The following is a 17217-nucleotide window of genomic DNA, read 5'->3' as shown; positions in this document are numbered from 1 at the left end:
CCGTACCTGTGGGAGCGGGCAAGCCCGCGAAGAGGCAAGTTCAGGCAACATCAATCAGTAAGCCATGCTCCAGGTCAGGGTGTAGGTACGCCCGCGCCCCTGGTAGTCATACAGGTACGCCGGCCCGTAGGTCGGCGAGTAGAACAGCGTCGCACGCTGCCCCCAGACCGTGCTGTACTGCTTGTCCAGCAGGTTCTGGATGCCGGCGCTGAAGGTACCGAAGCCGGTGTCCTGGCTACCCAGCAGGTCGAAGGTGGTGTAGCCGTCGATCTCGTGGTCGGCATCGTCCTTCAGGCTGAAGGCATGGTTGGCCTGCAGCCGCGCACTGCGGCCATCGCCCTTCCAGCCGACGAACGCGGTAGCCTTGGACAACGAGGCATAGCGGGCATCGCGCTTGATCCAGCCACCATCGGCATCTTCTTCCTCGGAGCGGGTCAGGTGCAGGGTGCCACCGGCTTCCCAGCCGGTCTGGAAGTGGCGGGTCAGCGCGCCTTCGAAACCGAAGTCACGGCTCTTCTGATCTTCCACATTGATGGTCAGCGTCTGCGAATCGACGTTGATGATCTTGTCCGACCAGATGTAGTACAGCGCCGCCTGGGCATCCCAGTCCAGGTCGGCATAGCGCCAGCCCAGCTCCACCTGGCGGCTCTTGATGCCGGCCAGCGGGTTGTCGGCCACGCTCAGCCCGGGCTTGCCGTAGTACTTGGCCGGGTCGGGCAGGTCGAAGCCTTCGCCGTAGTTGGCCCATGCCTGGTGGCCGTTCTTGAAGTCGTAGATGGCACCGACGTTGAACAGGTTGACCTGGTAATCGTTGCTACCGCCCGGCACGCCCTTGAAGTCACTGACGTCCACATCCATCTGCTGGCGCCGGGCGCCGCCGGACAGGGTCAGGTTATCGGTGGCATGCCAGTCCAGCTGGGCGTATACCGACACGCCATCGACCCGGTAGCTGGGGTAGCGTGCGGCCTTGCTGTCCTTTTCCAGCTCCAGGCCACCCGACTCGGAGGATGTCTGGGCGTTGAAGGTGGTCTGCTCGGCGTTGAAGCGCTCACGGTCCAGGTCGACGCCATAGGTCAGCTTCAGCGTGTCCCACTGCTTGGCGAACAGGCCCTTGAGGCTGGTGACCTCGAAGTTCTGCTGCGAGGCGGCGAAGTACACACCGCGCGCGCCGGTAGGCGTGGCGCGGTTGTAGTACGGGAACGGGTAGAAGTTGTCGTCTTCCTTGCGGTACGAGGCCTGCAGGTAGAAATCCTGGCCCAGCACGTCGGTGTGGTGGTAGTTGGCATTTAGCAGCAGGCGCCGGGTGCGCGGCTCCAGGTCCGACGAGTAGCCACTGCGCAGTTCAGCGTCTTCCAGGTCGGACGGGGCGTTGTAGTTCAGGTTGGGGAAGTAGATGCCGGTGCTGCCGTGGTTGCCGGAGTCATAGTACTGGGCCAACAGGTCCAGGCTCTGCTGGTCGTTCAGTTGCATTCCCAAGGTGCCGAGTACGTCGATGGTGCGGTTGTACTGCAAGTCGGTCTGGGTATTGTCGATGAAAATCTGGTCGCCGGCGCCGTCGTAGAAGGCTTCGTTCTGCTCGCCGGAAACCCCCAGCCGGGCGTTGAACCGCTCGTTGCCGCCACTGATCGACTGGGCGAAGCGGGTGGCGAGGTCGTCGCTGTTGTTGAAGCCGCTGCTGGCACCGAGTTGGGTCTCGAAACGCGCCGGGCCGGGTTCGCCCTTCTTGGTCACGATGTTGATGATGCCGCCGGTCGCGCCGCCACCGTAAATGGCACTGGCGCCGGACAGCACTTCGACGCGCTCGACGTTGAACGGCGAAATGCTGTCGAACTGGCGCGACAGGCCGCGCGAGCTGTTCTGGCTGACCCCGTCGATCATCACCAGCACGTTGCGCCCACGCATGTTCTGGCCGTAGTTGGTGCGCCCTTCCGGCGCCAGGTCGAGGCCTGGTACCAGCTTGCCGATGGCTTCCTTCAGGCTGACGCCGCTGTCGATCTGCTCGCGCAGCTGCTGCTGGTCGACCACCCACACGGTGCCGGGGATTTCGCTGATCGCGGTGCTGGTGCGCGAGGCCACGCTGACCTCGATCGGCTTGAGGTTGACCGCCTGCGGCGCGGCGTCTGCCTTGCGCAGGGTCACCGTGCGGGCATCGCTGAAGTGCCAGCTCATGCCGCTGCCGGCCAGCAACTGCTGCAGGGCCTGCTCGATGCTGTAGTTACCCTGCAAGGCCGGGCTGCCCTGGCCGGCGACATCGCCGGTGGTGTACAGCAGGTGCAGGCCGGCCTGGTCGGCGAACGTGGTCAGGGCCTGGTCCAGCGGCTGGGCCGGCAGGTCGAGCTGGACCAGGCGGGCCTGGGTCTGGGCCTGTTCGGTGGTGGTCGAGGCCGAGGCTTGCAGCGGGCCGACCAGCATGGCCAGGGCACTGCAGGACATCAGGGCATGGTGAAGTGGGCCGCGGCGGCGGTGCAAAGGCTTGAGCATCAGAGGCACGAATGAGCTTCCTGACAAGTCGTAAATGAGAATTGGTTGCTGAACAGTCTCACTACGACGATCTGGCTGGCTGGAACTTGCAGTGCCAAATGGAAAATATTTTTATTTCTATGCCGGCCTCTTCGCGGGCTTGCCCGCTCCCACAGGTACACCACAGGATTCAAGATCTGTGGAATACCTGTGGGAGCGGGCAAGCCCGCGAAGAGGCCAGCACAGGCGAGTCAATGCACCACGGCCAGCCACGGCAGGTAGGTCACCTTCAGCCCATACCGCTGTTCAAGGGTCCGCAACAGGGCCTCCGGCTCATCGAGGTCGAACACCCCGCTCACCTCCATCGCCGCCAGCCTGCTATCCGACAGCACAATGCGCCCATGCCGGTAACGCTCGAGCTCCGCCAGCACCCGCCCCAGCGGCTTGCCGTTGAAGATCAGCTTGCCTCGCTGCCAGGCCATCTGCGTGCCGGCATCCGCCGCCACTGCCAGTTCATGCGCGCCAACCTTGGCTTCGCCCTGTGCCAATACCACGCGGCCATCGCGACGCACGCTGAAGGTGGCCGCACTCCCCTGCACTCGCTCACCGGCCGTATCGACCACGAAGGGCCGTGAATCGTCCGTGGTCTCGAACAAGGCTTCGCCAGACGCCAGCACCACCCGCCGCTCACGGTCGCTGAACACCACGCTCAGCGCACTAGCGCTGTTCAGCGTCACCCGTGTGCCATCGGCCAGGGTCACCACCTGCCGCTCACCCACCCCCGTGCGGTAATCCGCCAGCAGCACCGGCGCCTGCTGCCAACCCGCCACACCAACCGCCAACAGCAGTGCAGCAGCAACACCCGCCTGCTTGAGCCAGCCTCGGCAATGGCGCAGGGCCTGGCCGATGTATTTCGCCACCATGCTTTCGGAAACGCCCAAGCGTTGCGCGATCTGCGCCTGGGTCAGGCCTTCGACGCGGTTGAGCAACAGCGCCTGACGGGCATTGTCGGACAGCTGCAGCAGCGCCTGATCGAGGATCTGCAGGCGCTCCCGGGCCAGCAACACCGCCTCGGGTGCCGGCGCCGGGCAAACCACCTCGGCTGCCCGCTCACTGTCGTCGTGGCTGGCGGCAATGCGCTGCTCGCGGCGCAAGGCATCGATCGCCAGGTTGCCGGCCACGCGGAAGATGAAACTGCGGGCGTGCAACACCGGCACCGCCTGCTGGTCGATGCTCACCAGCTTCAGGTAGGTTTCCTGCGCAACGTCGGCAGCGCGCTGGCGGTCGCTCATGCGCCGGGTCAGGAACTGCAGCAGGTCGTCGTGGTGCTCCTGGAAACTCGCCAGCAGGCCCGACACGGGTGAGGTCAGCATGGGTTTGGGCATGGCCAGTAGGAAGTTTTATCGGGCGTTAATGAGAAACAGTATCTTTCATCCAGAGGGAGACTTTCAACGCCGACGCGTATTTGCCACACTGCCCATTCGCCCACTCTGGCAAGGTCGCACTCCATGGCTGCCCGTCTGCACCGCTACGCCCGCCTGCTCCTGGTCCTGCTGCTGGCCTGCGGCCTGGGGGCCTGTACGCTGTTCCAGCCACGCGACCCGGTCAATATCAGCGTTATCGGGATAGAGCCGCTGCCCGGGCAAGAGCTGGAATTGCGCATGGCGGTGAAGATGCGGGTGCAAAACCCCAACGAGGCGCCAATCGACTACAACGGCATCGCCCTGAACCTGGAAGTGAACGGCCAGCCGCTGGCGGCCGGGGTCAGCGACCAGCAGGGGCATATCGGCCGTTATGGCGAAGCGGTGGTCGTGGTACCGGTGAGCATCACGGCGTTTTCCTTCCTGCGCCAGGCCTATGGGCTGGGCCAGGCGGGCTCGTTGCAGGGCCTGCCCTATGTGCTGCGCGGCAAGCTGGCCGGCGGGCTGCTGGGAACCGTGCGCTTTACCGACGAGGGCAAACTGGACCTGCCCAAGGGCGCCTACTGGTAAGCGCCAGGCGGGGGTCAGCGGTTGGCGCTGGCCGCGGCCATCAGCTTGTTGACTTCGCTGCGCACCATGTTGGCGTATTCGGGCGGCGACATGGCATCCAGCTCGGCGCGCACCCACTCGGCCCATTTGCCTTTGCGCCGAGGTTTTTCGGCAATCAGCCGCGCCGCTTCGCCTTTGGCCTTGCCCAGGTTGTTCTGCCACAGCTCGAACAGCCGGGCCTTCTCTGCCTCGATCTGCGCCCGTTCCTCGAAGCTCATGTTGGCCAGATTGAAACTCATGAAGGTACCTGCAGGTTTGAAAATGGACGCTATCTTACACCCAGGTACTGCAACAGCCCAAAGCCGCCGCAACTTTCCCGACGCGCCGGCATCCATTGTTCAAACCCTACCATCGACGAGGACGAGTTCATGGCCCGGAAAAACACCGCGCTGGCCGACAGCGATCAGATCAAGGACCAGGTATTCAGCGAACTGCAGGCGCTGATCGAAGAATCGGAAAAGCTGCTGAACGAAAGCGCCGCCCTGGTGGGTGACGAAGCGGAAACCCTGCGCGCGCAGGTAAGCCTCAAGCTACGCCAGGCGCGCCAAGCCGCCAACAAGGTACGCGGCAAGGCGCAACCGGTGGTGGCGGCTACCCAGGACTACATCGGTGGCCACCCGTGGCAGACCGTGGCCATTTCCGCGGGCCTCGGGCTGGTGGTCGGCCTGCTGCTGGGCCGCCGTCACTGACGCCAGGGCCGCCTGGTGCGAATCAGGCGGCCTGCGCCAGCGGGATGCCGCTGTGAAAGCGCAGCTCCTGGTCCGGTGACTGGATCAACTCCACCTCCGCCGCGCGCACCAGTTCCACCCGGCGGGCGATGTCCGCCTCATCGCCGTAGTTGTGCGCCAGCTTCAGGTAACCCTGGTAGTGGCGCGCTTCGCTCTTCAGCAGGCCGTGGTAGAAGCGGCCCAGCTCCTCGTCCAGGTGCGGTACCAGCGCGGCGAAGCGCTCGCAGCTGCGCGCCTCGATGAACGCCCCCACCACCAGCGTATCCACCAGCTTGACCGGCTCGTGAGCGCGCACCAGACGCCGCAGCCCCGACGCATAACGCCCCGCCGACACCGGGCGCAGCGGCACGCCACGGCGTTTCATCAGGCGCAGAACCTGTTCGTGGTGCACCAGTTCCTCGCGGGCCAGGCGCGACATCATGTTGATCAGGTCGAGGTGGGTGTTGTACTTGGCGATCAGGCTCAGGGCGGTGCTGGCAGCCTTGAATTCGCAGTTCTTGTGGTCGATCAGCAGGGTTTCCTGGTCGGCGAGCGCCGCTTCGATCCAGGCGTCTGGGGTCGGGCAACCAAGAAAGGCGTCGATTTCGGGGATCAGGGACATAAGCGTGCAACCACACAGAACGGGCAAGGCCGGCGATTATACCGGCGGCGGCGGGCGGCGCCAGTGACTATGCTTGATATGCATCAAGCGCCAGCGGGGGAAGCGCCGACTATAGTCAGGCATTGGTCGCCACCTTTGAAGGGAGCTAACGCCCATGCAAGCCGTCCGCAGCATCCTTGTCGTTCTCGACCCCGAGCACGCCCACAGCCGGGCACTGACCCGGGCCAAGCTGATCGCCGGCGTCACCGGCGCCCGCCTGCACCTGCTGATGTGCGACAGAAGGCATGACCACAGCGCGCTGCTGAGCCTGCTGAGCAGCCAGTTGCATGATGACGGGTATGACAATGTCACCCATGAAGAGGCCTGGCGCGACAACCTGCACGACACCATCATCTACGTGCAACAGGCCGAGGGCTGCGAGCTGGTGATCAAGGAACACCGCCCGGACAACCCGCTGAAAAAGGCCCTGCTCACTCCCAGCGACTGGAAGCTGCTGCGCCAGTGCCCGTGTGCCGTGCTGATGGTGAAGAGCGAGCGGCCGTGGACCGGCGGCAAGATCCTGGCCGCGGTGGACGTGGGCAACCAGGACGAGGACCACCGCCGCCTGCATACCAGCATCATCGACCATGGCTTCCAGATTGCCAAACTGGCCAAGGGCGAGCTGCACGTCATCAGCGCCCATCCTTCGCCGATGCTGTCGGCGTCGGACCCGGTGTACCAGTTGAGCGAAACCATCGAGAAGCGTTACCGCGAGGCGTGCAAGGCATTCCAGGCAGAGTACGGCATCAGCGACGACCGCCTGCATGTGGCTGAAGGGCCGGCGGATGTGCTGATCCCGCATACCGAGAAGAAGCTCGATGCGGTCGTGACGGTGATCGGCACGGTGTGCCGCACGGGGATTTCCGGGGCGTTGATTGGTAATACCTCGGAGGTGGTGCTGGATGCGCTGGAGGGGGATGTGCTGGTACTCAAGAGCGAGGAAGCAATTGCCCACCAGGCGGAACTGGCCCGCGGCTGAACCCTCTATTCCACTTCACTGCACAATTGTTGGGGCCGCTTTGCGGCCCTTCGCGGGCACGCCCGCTCCCACAGGTACCGCGCAAGATTCAGGTTGGCGATTCATCTGTGGGAGCGGGCATGCCCGCGAAGGGCTGCGCAGCAGCCCCAATCAGTACCGATAGCTAGGCCAACGCCTCGCGCACCTTCGGGTCCAGCCCCTCCCCTGCATTGGCCTCGGCCCATTCCGCCAGCTGCCGGCGCATTGCCGGCGTCCAGAAGCTTTGCAGATGCTGCCGTACCCCTTGCACCGCCAGCGCCCGGTCTGGCTCGCTGTCGAAGTAATGGGCAATCTGGTTGGCCATCTTGACCAGGTTCTCAGCGCTCATCGGCGCACCTCGGTTTTCTCCACAATACGGCGCTCCTTCAGCAAACGCCGTTGCTCGTCACTGAAGTCCTGGTAACGCTTCTGCCACTGCGAAGGCTGGAACACCTTCACCACCTCCACCGCCGTCACCTTGTACTCAGGGCAGTTGGTAGCCCAGTCGGAGTTGTCGGTGGTAATCACGTTGGCCCCCGATTCGGGGAAGTGGAACGTGGTGTACACCACCCCTGGCGCTACCCGCGCACTGACCTTGGCGCGCAGCACCGTCTGCCCGGCGCGGCTGCCAATGCCAACCCAGTCGCCATCCTGGATGCCACGGCTTTCAGCGTCGGTGGGGTGGATTTCCAGACGGTCGGCGTCATGCCAGGCGACGTTGCCGGTGCGCCGGGTCTGGGCGCCGACGTTGTACTGGCTGAGGATGCGCCCGGTGGTCAGCAGCAGCGGGAAGCGGTTGTTGACCTTCTCCTCGGTGGGCACGTAGCCAGTGAGCATGAAGCGCCCCTTGCCGCGCACGAACTGGTCAATGTGCATGGTTGGCGTGCCATCCGGCGCTGCGTCGTTGCACGGCCACTGCAGGCTGCCGTGGCGGTCGATCTCGGCGTAGCTGACACGGTGGAAGGTAGGCGTCAGGCGGGCGATCTCGTCCATGATCTCGGACGGATGACGGTAGTTCATCGGGTAGCCCAGGGCGTTGGCCAGGGCCACGGTCGCCTCCCAGTCGGCCTTGCCGGCCAGCGGCTCCATGACCTTGCGCACCCGCGAGATGCGTCGCTCGGCGTTGGTGAAGGTGCCGTCCTTCTCCAGGAACGAGCTGCCCGGCAGGAACACATGGGCGAACTTGGCTGTTTCATTGAGGAAGATGTCCTGCACCACCACGCACTCCATGGCCAGCAGGGCCGCGGTGACGTGCTGGGTGTTGGGGTCGCTCTGGGCAATGTCTTCGCCCTGGCAGTACAGGGCCTTGAAGCTGCCGTCCAGCGCTGCCTCGAACATGTTGGGGATGCGCAGGCCCGGGTCGGGCTGCAGGGTCACGCCCCAGGCACGCTCGAACTCGGCACGCACGCCCTCGTTGGAAATGTGCCGGTAGCCGGGCAGTTCGTGAGGGAACGAGCCCATGTCGCATGAGCCCTGCACATTATTCTGCCCGCGCAGCGGGTTCACCCCTACCCCTTCCCGGCCGATGTTGCCGGTGGCCATGGCCAGGTTGGCGATGCCCATCACCGCGGTGCTGCCCTGGCTGTGCTCGGTCACGCCCAGGCCGTAGTAGATCGCCGCGTTGCCGCCGGTGGCATACAGCCGGGCGGCGGCGCGGATCTGCTCGGCAGGCACGCCGCAGACCGGGCCAAGCACTTCGGGGGCGTTTTCCGCCAGGCTGACGAAGTCGCGCCAGCGGGCGAAATCCTCGGTTTCGCAGCGGGCATCAATGAAGCGCTGGGCCAGCAGGCCTTCGGTAACGATCACGTGGGCCAGGGCGTTGAGCATGGCCACGTTGGTGCCGGGGCGCAGTTGCAGGTGCAGCTCGGCGCGAGCGTGCGGCGAGTCGACCAGGTCGATGCGTCGCGGGTCGATCACGATCAGCCGCGCGCCCTGGCGCAGGCGGCGCTTGAGCTGCGAGCCGAATACCGGGTGGGCATCGGTGGGGTTGGCGCCGATCACCAGCACCACGTCGGCCTGCATCACCGAGTCGAAGCTTTGCGTACCGGCCGATTCACCCAGGGTCTGCTTCAGGCCGTAGCCGGTGGGCGAATGGCATACCCGTGCGCAGGTATCCACGTTGTTGTTGCCGAACGCCGTGCGCACCAGTTTCTGCACCAGGTAGGCTTCTTCGTTGGTGCAGCGGCTGGAGGTGATGCCACCGATGGAGTCGCGACCGTACTTCAGCTGGATGCGGCGGAACTCGCTGGCGGCGTAGGTCACCGCCTCGTCCCAGCTGACTTCCTGCCATGGGTCTTCCAGGCGCTTGCGGATCATCGGTTTGGTGATGCGGTCCGGGTGAGTGGCGTAGCCCCAGGCGAAGCGGCCCTTGACGCAGGCGTGGCCGTGGTTGGCGCCGCCGTTCTTGTCCGGGACCATGCGCACCAGCTGGTCGCCCTTCATCTCGGCACGGAACGAGCAACCGACGCCGCAGTAGGCGCAGGTGGTGATGACCGCACGCTCGGGTTGGCCCAGCTGCACCAGGCTCTTTTCGGTCAGGGTCGCGGTCGGGCAGGCCTGCACGCAGGCGCCGCACGACACGCACTCGGAGGCGAGGAAGTTTTCACCACCCGCCGCCGCCACCCGCGATTCGAAGCCGCGCCCGGTGATGGTCAGGGCGAAGGTGCCCTGGATGTCCTCGCAGGCACGCACGCAGCGGCTGCAGACGATGCACTTGCTCGGCTCGTAGTCGAAATACGGGTTGGATACGTCCTTCTTCTCGGCCAGGTGGTTGGCACCGTCATAGCCGTAGCGTACCTCGCGCAGGCCCACCTGGCCGGCCACGGTCTGCAGCTCGCAGTTGCCGTTGGCCGAACAGGTCAGGCAGTCCAGCGGGTGGTCGGAGATGTACAGCTCCATCACGTTGCGGCGCAAACCGGCCAGGCGCGGGGTTTCGGTGTGCACCACCATACCTTCGCTGACCGGGGTGGTGCAGGATGCCGGGTAGCCACGCATGCCTTCGATTTCCACCATGCACATGCGGCATGAGCCGAAGGCTTCGAGGCTGTCGGTGGCGCACAGTTTGGGGATGCTGGTGCCGAGCATGGCCGCGGCACGCATCACCGAGGTGCCGGCGGGCACGGTGATGGCGCGGCCATCGATGCTCAGGCTGACCTGTACCTCGCTGTCACGGGCCGGGGTGCCGAGGTCGCTGCTTTTATCAGAAGCGGGGTCGAAAAAATTGATCACTGTGCGGCCTCCGTGTGGGTCAGCCCGAAATCGGCAGGGAAGTACTTGAGGGCGCTGGCCACCGGATAGGCGGTCATGCCGCCCATGGCGCACAGCGACCCGTATTGCATGGTGTCGCACAGGTCGCGCAGCAACAGAGCCTGGTCATGCCGCTCGGACAGGTCGCTGGTGGCGATCAGCCGGTCGACCACTTCCATGCCCCGGGTCGAGCCGATGCGGCACGGGGTACATTTGCCACAGGACTCTTCGGCACAGAACTGCAAGGCAAAGCGCGCCATGCTGGCCATGTTCAAGGTGTCGTCGGCCACTACCACACCACCATGGCCGAGCATCGCGCCCATGGCAGCGAAGGCTTCATAGTCCAGCGGCGTGTCGAAATGGCTGGGCGGTACCCAGGCACCGAGCGGGCCACCCACCTGCGCGGCCTTCAGCGGCCTGCCACTGGCCGTGCCGCCGCCATAGCCTTCCACCAGTTCGCGCAGGGTAAGGCCAAAGGCGCGTTCCACCAGGCCGCCCTGGCGGATGTTGCCGGCCAGCTGGAACGGCATGGTGCCCAGCGAGCGGCCCATGCCGAAGTCGCGATAGAACGCCGCGCCCTTGGCCATGATGATGGGTACCGAGGCCAGGGTGAGTACGTTGTGCACCAGCGTCGGCAGGCCGAACAGGCCCTGCAGTGCGGGCAGCGGAGGCTTGGCGCGGACGATGCCGCGCTTGCCTTCGATGGATTCGAGCAGCGCGGTTTCTTCGCCGCAGATATAGGCGCCGGCGCCGACCCGCACTTCCAGGTCGAAGGCCTGGCCGCTACCGGCCACGTCGTTGCCGAGGTAGCCAGCGTCACGGGCGATGGCGAAAGCCTGGTCGAGCACGCGGATGGCGTCGGGGTATTCCGAGCGCACATAGATGTAGCCCTTGTCGGCACCCACGGCGAGGCCGGCAATGATCATGCCCTCGATCAGCAGGAACGGGTCACCTTCCATCAGCATCCGGTCGGCAAAGGTACCGGAGTCACCCTCGTCGGCGTTGCATACCACGTACTTCTGCCCGGTTCCGGCGTCACGCACGGTGCGCCACTTGATGCCGGCCGGGAACGCTGCACCGCCGCGACCGCGCAAGCCGGAATCGAGCACGGCGGCGACCACCTCGGCACCGTCCAGGGCCACGGCCGCTTCCAGGCCGGCGAAGCCGCCATGGGCACGGTAGTCGTCCAGCGACAATGGGCGGGTAATGCCGGCGCGGGCGAACAGCAGGCGCTGCTGGGTCTTGAGGTAAGGGATGTCTTCGACGGGCCCCAGCGCCAGCGAGTGGCCGCCGGGTTCACCGGGCTCAACGGTCAAGGCGTCGAGCAAGGACGGCACGTCTTCCGGGGTAACCGGGCCGAAACCCAGGCGCCCTTGCGCGCTGTCGCATTCCAGCAACGGCTCCAGCCAGTACAGCCCGCGGGAACTGGTGCGCTGGATGTCCAGCGGCAGCTGGCGGCGCTCGGCCTCGCGCAGCAAGGTAGCGGCGACCTGGTCGGCGCCCACGGCGCGGGCTACCGAGTCGCAGGGGATATACAGCTTCAGCATGCTGCGTCCTCCCGGCAGGCATTGACCAGCGCGCGCAGGCGCTCAGGGGTAAGGCGCGCGTGCACCTGGCCGTCGAGTTCCAGCGCTGGCGAGCAGGCACAGGCGCCCAGGCAGTACACCGGGCGCAGGCTGATGGCGCCGTCGGCGCTGGTGCCGTGGTCGTCCAGCGCCAGCTGTTCGCGCAGTTGCGCGGCCAGCGCCTCGGCGCCCCGGCTCTGGCAGGACTCGGCGCGGCACAGGCGCAGGGTATGGCGCGCCGGTGGCGTGGTGCGGAAATCATGGTAGAAACTGATCACCCCGCGCACCTCGGCAAGGCTGAGGTTCAGGGCGTGGGCAATTTCGGCGACAGCGGCATCGGGAATATAGCCAACGTCGTGTTGAATGGCATGCAGGATCGGCAACAGGGCGCCGGGGGTATCCTTGTCGCGGGCCAGGATGCGGTGGATCACAGGCAGGTGGAGCAATTCATCAGGCATTCAGCGGACCTCGGCGTCACGGACCCTGCCTGAATTGTTGTGAGGGCAGGTATCCGGCGTGTTCTGCTGCGGCGCGCCGGCCACGTCACGGTTGCGTGCTGCCAGCGGCCTCCTTGCCCACGGCCGCACGTCTGTGCGCGCTGGTCCGAAGGCATCCTGCAAGCATGGCATTTGTGGCGTCGAGGGGTTGCGTGCGAACGACCAGGCGTATCCTGAAACCGACGCGGGTTTCGCGTATTGGGCCGAGTTCGCAAGTGGTCCGCGTCCCATATGGGAGCGAGCGTGACCGCGAAGCAGGCGGCGCAATAGATGGCACCGGCTACGCCGGTGTTCGCGGGCCTGCCCGCTCCCACAATGGCCCTGCTGATTCAATGAATTATGTGCCGTTCCATGAGAACAGGCCTGCGCAAGGCTTGAAAGCTGCCCGGCTTTGCCGATCAGTGCTTGCCTTCCACCGCCTCGGCCGTCTCGATCAGCTTGTCGAACTTGCGGTTCAGCTGGGCAAAGCGTTCATCACTCTTGGCTCGCGCCTTGATGTTCTGTTCCGAGCTGGCCTTGTCGGCGATGGTCACCACGGTCCAGTCCCGGTCTTTGGACACCCAGTAGACCAGCTCGCCGTCCGCGGAAAACGCCTCGAACCGGCCACCGCTATTCGGTACAGGCCTGGCCTGCCTGGTCATCGGCAACAGTTGCTGGACCCGCGCCTCGTCGGTGCTGGCCAGCCGCACCTCCACCTGGCGAAGCTGGTCGGCCTCGTTGAACGACGCCTTCACTTGCGTGATGGCAATACCGCCGAGGCTGTAATTACCCTTGGGGTTGCGCCCCTGAAAGAACTCGGTGGGCACCTGGTAGTGATAGCCGGTGAACTGCTTCACCTCGCCGAACTGCTGCTGCAGAATGGCCATGGTCTGGGGCTTGGGCATGCCCAGGGTGAACTGCCCGACTTCCAGCGCCGACCAGGCTTGCAGGGGGAAAAGCGCGCAGGCGAACAGCAGCGGTAAGGTCCGTTTCATGGGGTAATCTTCCTTGAAGAGAGCCCGTCAACCTAACCCCTGCAGGAAAACCAGACAATACTGGCAGGGTGCCAAGCGCACCCTCTTGTGAATCCGCCAGCCAGTGCGATTTCCCTCAGGAGGTAGAATCTGGGGCTACCCCCTATCCTGTGGGAGCGGGTTCACCCGCGAACACGGGCGCAGCCCGTGCCATCCCCCACAACATTGATCCCGCATCGCTGCCTTGGCAGGGAAATCACACCACCCAGCCTGGCAAAAATTGATAGTCAGCCAATCAATGCAACGTATGCACCTGTGGCCTGCCCCTGAGCTGCACCTGCGCAATTGCCGAATCCAGCAGCGTGCGCACAGCCTCCATTTCATGCACGACCGCCAGGGTCATGATCGTGGCGGGAGATCTGGGGAGCGAGGCAATGGCGTGATGGCCTACGGACAAGGCGCAGAGCACGTATTCCGTGGCCTGGGTCAGGGTGTCTTCCAGGTGATGGGATGGGTCAGAAAAAATGGGTGGATCCGGGACTATTTTGAGCATGGTCACATCTCGATTTCGTGAGAGAAAACCACACCCCATCCCTTGCAGAGAATGGGTGGCGGCTGCGTACGGGCCTGCAAGACCGGGGAAGATCGAGAAAAACCCGGCTGACCCGAAGGTCACCCGTACGCAGCCACCATTAAGCACAACCATTGGCACACACCAACGGCTCGATGATGAGCACGCTTTCGATACTTCCCCAGGCTTGCAGACCCGGTCGTTGAATTTGCAACGACAGGGCGAGACTAGGGGGCTCAGGTTTCCATCGCAATGGTGAAACGGCTTGAAAAGGATGATTCAGAAATGGACTACGAGGAAGGGGAAAAAATCTGATTAGTTCTTGTAGGAACAGGTACGAGTTTCTTCAAAAAGACTCAAGATCCGAATGTGAAGCACAGCGCTTGGCGGTGGCTGTGCTTCTTTCAAATGCTCACTACAACGCCAACCGCGCCAGTCGCTGCAAGGCTCGAATCACCTCCTGATCCCGATTCTCCAGCACATCCGCCTGAATACGCGCGATCACAGCCTTCAGCAATTCGGTCTGGTTCATCTCTGTATGCTGCTGAAGCGCAAGCATGTCCTCTGCCATGTACGGATTGACCTTCATCGACAAACGCCGGGTTGCATTGGAACGCGCAAGCCCGCGCTGCTCTCGCTGTTCCTCCAGCGCCTGAAGGAACGTTTGATGCGCCGTATGCAATTGCCCACACTGCTGCGCCTGCACCAACTGTTGGAAATAGTGGGCAAGAAACAACTTGCGCAAATTGGCCCCTGCCTCATCACTGACCGCATGCATGGCTGCATCGAGCACATCCAGATAGACCGCCGGCAAACGCGCCTCAATCGACTTGAGCTGCTGCTTGCGCGCCTCCCGGATGGCCGGCGTGGATTGCGATGGAATGGCGACCACACCATCACAACGGGCGCACACCCCCACCAGAATGTCCTTGGCCACCCCTTGGCCATCGCTAAACGGCACATCCCGGCGAGCATAGTGCGTGGGCACCACGGCCTGGCAATGCTCGCAAAGCGCTTTTCCTCTGTCGCCTTCGAAAAAGATCTTCATGATCTGGGTACTCACTGGTGAACGCTGATGAACCAGGTGTCTGGCTCGATGAAAAAGAACTTTATGTACCAACCCTCCCGTTGGAGCACATGCACCTCGATGGCTGCAACGGCATGGTGAGGGGTGCTGACGTGATGGATACCCCGACATGAGCGAACGACTTCGGAAACCTCGCCGGCTGACACTTCTCCTGTAGCCAGCAGGTTCTTTACGTCGATATCCCTGCGTGAAACGTGTTGATACTCCCCTGACTCAAGCGCCGCTATCACCGCTCGCTGGGCCTCCCTGAAGCCGAATTTCATAGCTCATCCCTGCCAATACGAAAATCATCGTACAAAACCCGAATCAAATCTACCGTTTGCCGAGCCCGGGCGACCAGCGGCACCTCGAGCAGCTCACGGCAGCGATACGGAACACGCATGAACTATGGTCCGATTGACCGCAGGACGGCGTAGAGCAATGTAACCAACGCTTTCATGGCCTTTTCCGACTGACCATTCGAGGGCAAAACCTGCTCTCATCAGGATGAACGAGCTGAACCCACGGCAAGGCTTGTTCAGGGAGAAAGCTGCCAGCTATCAGGCACGTTGGCCGTGGCTGGCCTTGGTTGAGTGAGCGTCCGCTTTTGACCTGTAAAGGCCGTGCTGGAAACGGGGCTGCCATGCAGCCCATCGCAGGCTGCTCCTACAGGCAATGAGGCAACCTGATGGAGCAAGTGTTGCTCCCACCCGACCGCGCTGACCTCAAGCCATGCGCAGTACCTGTGGGAGCGGGCAAGCCCGCGAAACAGGCGACGCGGTGGATGGCACGGGCTTCGCCCGTGTTCGCGGCGGTTCGACGCCTCGACACGCCCGCTCCCACAGGGATCGCGCCAGCTTTTAGAAATTGAGCAAGACCGTTGCTCTCACCTCGATTGCGTTGGCCTCAAGCCAGGTGCATTACCTCTGGGAGCGGGCTTGCGCTGAGTCCGGCCATTCCGCCATGGAAGTCCACGTCACCCCGCTTCTCGCCTACCACCTCCGGCAACTGCACGATCGATGCCTCAGGCCTGAGCCATCAGATGGTCATGTGCCTTTGAGCAGGGGGCAGCGTCGCACACCGTGCTGAAGGTGTTCGCCCAGAGCATGATGGCAACCGTTGAACCCGCCTACCCTGCCACCCTGCCAAAGGTGTAATCCTTGAAAACCGACCACCCGATCCCATGGGAGCACTGTACTTGCCTATCGCCTTCAGACCCGCTCAAGCCTCGGACGCGCACGATATTGCGCGCTTCTTTCAACTGACATCGGAGGGCATGGCCGATTACATATGGAGCAAGCTTGCCGCACCTGGACAAGCATTGCTGAGTGTCGGTGCGTCTCGCTATGCCAGGGAACAGGGCGACTTTTCCTACAAGAATTGCCTGATGGCCACTTTCGAAGGGCGGGTCATCGGCATGATGCATAGCTATGCCTTGCGCGAGAGCCCTGACAGGCCTGTCGAGACAGACCCGGTGCTCGCGCCCTATTCCGACATGGAAATACCCGACACCCTGTACATCTCCAGCCTGGCCCTGGATGAGGCCTGGCGCAGCCAAGGGCTGGGCGTCCAGTTTCTTCGCCACGCCCAGCAGCGCGCCGAGGACTACGGCCTGAATGGGCTATGCCTGATCGATTATGCAGAAAACCACGGTGCACGCCGCTTCTATGAACGTCACGGTTTTCAGATTGTTAAAACCTGCCAGATCGTTCCGCACCCGATGCTGGGCGTAACCGGTGAAGCCTATTTGATGTATCGCCCTACCCACAACGTGTTCGAGAAAACACCATGAACAAGAAACTGACCGTGTTCCGCGAACTGGATATCCAACCGGTGCGCGACCTTCCCTTTTTTGAAGAGGTCGTGGAAGGTAACCCTCATACGCTGACGTCCAAGTACTATCACGATGAACAACAAGGTCGCATTTCCGGAGAATGGGAAGCCAGCACCGGGGCGTGGCGCATCGACTACAAAGTGTGGGAGTTCTGCCATGTACTGAGTGGATGCTGCGTCATCGAGCTTGAGGGGTACGCCCCCGTCACACTGGCCGCTGGCGACACGTTCATTATCGAACCGGGCGCCAAGGGCAAATGGACCGTACTGGAAGACATGAAAAAGAACTTCGTGATCCTCTTGCCCGCGAACTAGGCACGGGGGAAACATAAGTAAGCGAACTGCTATGAATGACGTCTGGATCTGAGTTGACGTTGCAGACAACGAGGCCGGTACTGCCCTATAGCCGACGCTGAAAAATTGGTTTCGTGAGTGCGACGCGCACTTTGTGGGAGCGGGCGGGCCCGCGAACACCGGCGCAGCCGGTGCCAGGCTCCGCATTGGATTCTTCGCGGGCGCGCCCGCTCCCACAGCGGTACGCGAAGTACCCGGCACCTGCGCCCTGCACAATATTGCTGTTCGGCTCACCGGCAGCTTTGGGTCCCCTTGCAGACGTTCGATGTGTCATGGA

Annotated in this window: 17 protein-coding genes; 5 read left to right on the top strand and 12 right to left on the bottom strand. The window is 63.5% G+C overall.

Annotated elements, in window-relative coordinates:
* Window positions 1-54 precede the first annotated feature (54 nt).
* On the bottom strand, window positions 55-2481 hold the full coding sequence (locus tag CAF70_RS15835; protein ID WP_085625631.1) for a TonB-dependent receptor: 2427 nt from the start codon (window positions 2479-2481) through the stop codon (window positions 55-57).
* A 230-nt stretch (window positions 2482-2711) separates the two neighbouring features.
* Window positions 2712-3833: a sigma-70 family RNA polymerase sigma factor gene (locus CAF70_RS15825; protein ID WP_085625629.1), complete on the bottom strand. Its 1122-nt coding sequence runs from the start codon at window positions 3831-3833 to the stop codon at window positions 2712-2714.
* 135 nt (window positions 3834-3968) lie between these two features.
* Here CAF70_RS15825 and CAF70_RS15820 point away from each other — a divergent pair, with 135 nt between their 5' ends.
* A complete protein-coding gene (locus CAF70_RS15820; RefSeq protein ID WP_085625628.1) occupies window positions 3969-4451 on the top strand; it encodes an LEA type 2 family protein in 483 nt (160 codons plus the stop codon).
* A gap of 14 nt (window positions 4452-4465) precedes the next feature.
* On the opposite strand, the gene CAF70_RS15815 is transcribed toward CAF70_RS15820, so the two are convergent.
* On the bottom strand, window positions 4466-4729 hold the full coding sequence (locus CAF70_RS15815) for a hypothetical protein (RefSeq protein ID WP_085625627.1): 264 nt from the start codon (window positions 4727-4729) through the stop codon (window positions 4466-4468).
* A gap of 129 nt (window positions 4730-4858) precedes the next feature.
* Between CAF70_RS15815 and CAF70_RS15810 the strand changes: the two genes are divergently transcribed.
* Window positions 4859-5179, top strand: coding sequence for a YqjD family protein (locus tag CAF70_RS15810; protein ID WP_085625626.1), 321 nt, complete (start codon window positions 4859-4861; stop codon window positions 5177-5179).
* A gap of 22 nt (window positions 5180-5201) precedes the next feature.
* Here the strand turns inward: CAF70_RS15810 and CAF70_RS15805 are convergent, their stop codons facing one another.
* The gene (locus CAF70_RS15805; RefSeq protein WP_063913938.1) at window positions 5202-5819 is read right to left on the bottom strand and encodes a tRNA-(ms[2]io[6]A)-hydroxylase; all 618 of its coding nucleotides are present in this window, start codon (window positions 5817-5819) and stop codon (window positions 5202-5204) included.
* Between the two features lie 154 nt (window positions 5820-5973).
* Between CAF70_RS15805 and CAF70_RS15800 the strand changes: the two genes are divergently transcribed.
* Window positions 5974-6837: a universal stress protein gene (locus CAF70_RS15800; protein ID WP_085625625.1), complete on the top strand. Its 864-nt coding sequence runs from the start codon at window positions 5974-5976 to the stop codon at window positions 6835-6837.
* 163 nt (window positions 6838-7000) lie between these two features.
* On the opposite strand, the gene CAF70_RS15795 is transcribed toward CAF70_RS15800, so the two are convergent.
* The 8 genes from CAF70_RS15795 to CAF70_RS15760 form a co-directional block, all read right to left on the bottom strand.
* On the bottom strand, window positions 7001-7204 hold the full coding sequence (locus CAF70_RS15795; protein ID WP_085625624.1) for a formate dehydrogenase subunit delta: 204 nt from the start codon (window positions 7202-7204) through the stop codon (window positions 7001-7003).
* Window positions 7201-10083, bottom strand: a complete 2883-nt coding sequence (gene fdhF, locus CAF70_RS15790) for a formate dehydrogenase subunit alpha (protein WP_085625623.1) — start codon at window positions 10081-10083, stop codon at window positions 7201-7203. The genes CAF70_RS15795 and fdhF overlap by 4 nt, the downstream gene beginning before the upstream one ends.
* Window positions 10080-11648 carry an NADH-quinone oxidoreductase subunit NuoF gene (locus CAF70_RS15785; protein ID WP_085625622.1) on the bottom strand — a complete coding sequence of 523 codons (1569 nt, stop codon included), beginning with the start codon at window positions 11646-11648 and terminating at the stop codon, window positions 10080-10082. Before CAF70_RS15785 ends, fdhF begins: the two co-directional genes overlap by 4 nt.
* Window positions 11642-12124 carry a formate dehydrogenase subunit gamma gene (locus CAF70_RS15780; RefSeq protein WP_085625621.1) on the bottom strand — a complete coding sequence of 161 codons (483 nt, stop codon included), beginning with the start codon at window positions 12122-12124 and terminating at the stop codon, window positions 11642-11644. The genes CAF70_RS15785 and CAF70_RS15780 overlap by 7 nt, the downstream gene beginning before the upstream one ends.
* Window positions 12125-12561: 437 nt before the next feature.
* Window positions 12562-13137: a hypothetical protein gene (locus CAF70_RS15775; protein WP_085625620.1), complete on the bottom strand. Its 576-nt coding sequence runs from the start codon at window positions 13135-13137 to the stop codon at window positions 12562-12564.
* Between the two features lie 274 nt (window positions 13138-13411).
* Window positions 13412-13669 (bottom strand): hypothetical protein, encoded by a 258-nt coding sequence (locus tag CAF70_RS15770; RefSeq protein ID WP_085625619.1) that lies wholly within the window; start codon window positions 13667-13669, stop codon window positions 13412-13414.
* 433 nt (window positions 13670-14102) lie between these two features.
* The gene (locus CAF70_RS15765; protein ID WP_085625661.1) at window positions 14103-14735 is read right to left on the bottom strand and encodes a hypothetical protein; all 633 of its coding nucleotides are present in this window, start codon (window positions 14733-14735) and stop codon (window positions 14103-14105) included.
* 11 nt (window positions 14736-14746) lie between these two features.
* On the bottom strand, window positions 14747-15037 hold the full coding sequence (locus CAF70_RS15760; RefSeq protein ID WP_085625618.1) for a hypothetical protein: 291 nt from the start codon (window positions 15035-15037) through the stop codon (window positions 14747-14749).
* Window positions 15038-15936: 899 nt separating this feature from the next.
* Here CAF70_RS15760 and CAF70_RS15755 point away from each other — a divergent pair.
* Together CAF70_RS15755 and CAF70_RS15750 are read left to right on the top strand one after the other, a co-directional pair.
* Window positions 15937-16545 carry a GNAT family N-acetyltransferase gene (locus tag CAF70_RS15755; protein ID WP_085625617.1) on the top strand — a complete coding sequence of 203 codons (609 nt, stop codon included), beginning with the start codon at window positions 15937-15939 and terminating at the stop codon, window positions 16543-16545.
* Window positions 16542-16901: a cupin domain-containing protein gene (locus CAF70_RS15750; protein WP_085625616.1), complete on the top strand. Its 360-nt coding sequence runs from the start codon at window positions 16542-16544 to the stop codon at window positions 16899-16901. The genes CAF70_RS15755 and CAF70_RS15750 overlap by 4 nt, the downstream gene beginning before the upstream one ends.
* Window positions 16902-17217 lie beyond the last annotated feature (316 nt).

It is taken from the genome of Pseudomonas sp. B19(2017) (assembly GCF_002113165.1).
Classification (GTDB): domain Bacteria; phylum Pseudomonadota; class Gammaproteobacteria; order Pseudomonadales; family Pseudomonadaceae; genus Aquipseudomonas.
The sequence above is the reverse complement of the archived record's forward strand: the minus strand, read 5'-3'. Positions and strand labels throughout refer to the sequence as shown.

Coding starts and splice junctions, on each gene's coding strand:
- CAF70_RS15795 (WP_085625624.1), bottom strand. CDS start 7,204: ATGAGCGCTGAGAACCTGGTCAAGATGGCCAACCAGATTGCCCATTAC.
- CAF70_RS15750 (WP_085625616.1), top strand. CDS start 16,542: ATGAACAAGAAACTGACCGTGTTCCGCGAACTGGATATCCAACCGGTG.
- CAF70_RS15780 (WP_085625621.1), bottom strand. CDS start 12,124: ATGCCTGATGAATTGCTCCACCTGCCTGTGATCCACCGCATCCTGGCC.
- CAF70_RS15755 (WP_085625617.1), top strand. CDS start 15,937: ATGGGAGCACTGTACTTGCCTATCGCCTTCAGACCCGCTCAAGCCTCG.
- CAF70_RS15800 (WP_085625625.1), top strand. CDS start 5,974: ATGCAAGCCGTCCGCAGCATCCTTGTCGTTCTCGACCCCGAGCACGCC.
- CAF70_RS15810 (WP_085625626.1), top strand. CDS start 4,859: ATGGCCCGGAAAAACACCGCGCTGGCCGACAGCGATCAGATCAAGGAC.
- CAF70_RS15760 (WP_085625618.1), bottom strand. CDS start 15,037: ATGAAATTCGGCTTCAGGGAGGCCCAGCGAGCGGTGATAGCGGCGCTT.
- CAF70_RS15825 (WP_085625629.1), bottom strand. CDS start 3,833: ATGCTGACCTCACCCGTGTCGGGCCTGCTGGCGAGTTTCCAGGAGCAC.
- CAF70_RS15785 (WP_085625622.1), bottom strand. CDS start 11,648: ATGCTGAAGCTGTATATCCCCTGCGACTCGGTAGCCCGCGCCGTGGGC.
- CAF70_RS15835 (WP_085625631.1), bottom strand. CDS start 2,481: ATGCTCAAGCCTTTGCACCGCCGCCGCGGCCCACTTCACCATGCCCTG.
- CAF70_RS15775 (WP_085625620.1), bottom strand. CDS start 13,137: ATGAAACGGACCTTACCGCTGCTGTTCGCCTGCGCGCTTTTCCCCCTG.
- CAF70_RS15805 (WP_063913938.1), bottom strand. CDS start 5,819: ATGTCCCTGATCCCCGAAATCGACGCCTTTCTTGGTTGCCCGACCCCA.
- CAF70_RS15765 (WP_085625661.1), bottom strand. CDS start 14,735: ATGAAGATCTTTTTCGAAGGCGACAGAGGAAAAGCGCTTTGCGAGCAT.
- CAF70_RS15820 (WP_085625628.1), top strand. CDS start 3,969: ATGGCTGCCCGTCTGCACCGCTACGCCCGCCTGCTCCTGGTCCTGCTG.
- CAF70_RS15815 (WP_085625627.1), bottom strand. CDS start 4,729: ATGAGTTTCAATCTGGCCAACATGAGCTTCGAGGAACGGGCGCAGATC.
- CAF70_RS15770 (WP_085625619.1), bottom strand. CDS start 13,669: ATGCTCAAAATAGTCCCGGATCCACCCATTTTTTCTGACCCATCCCAT.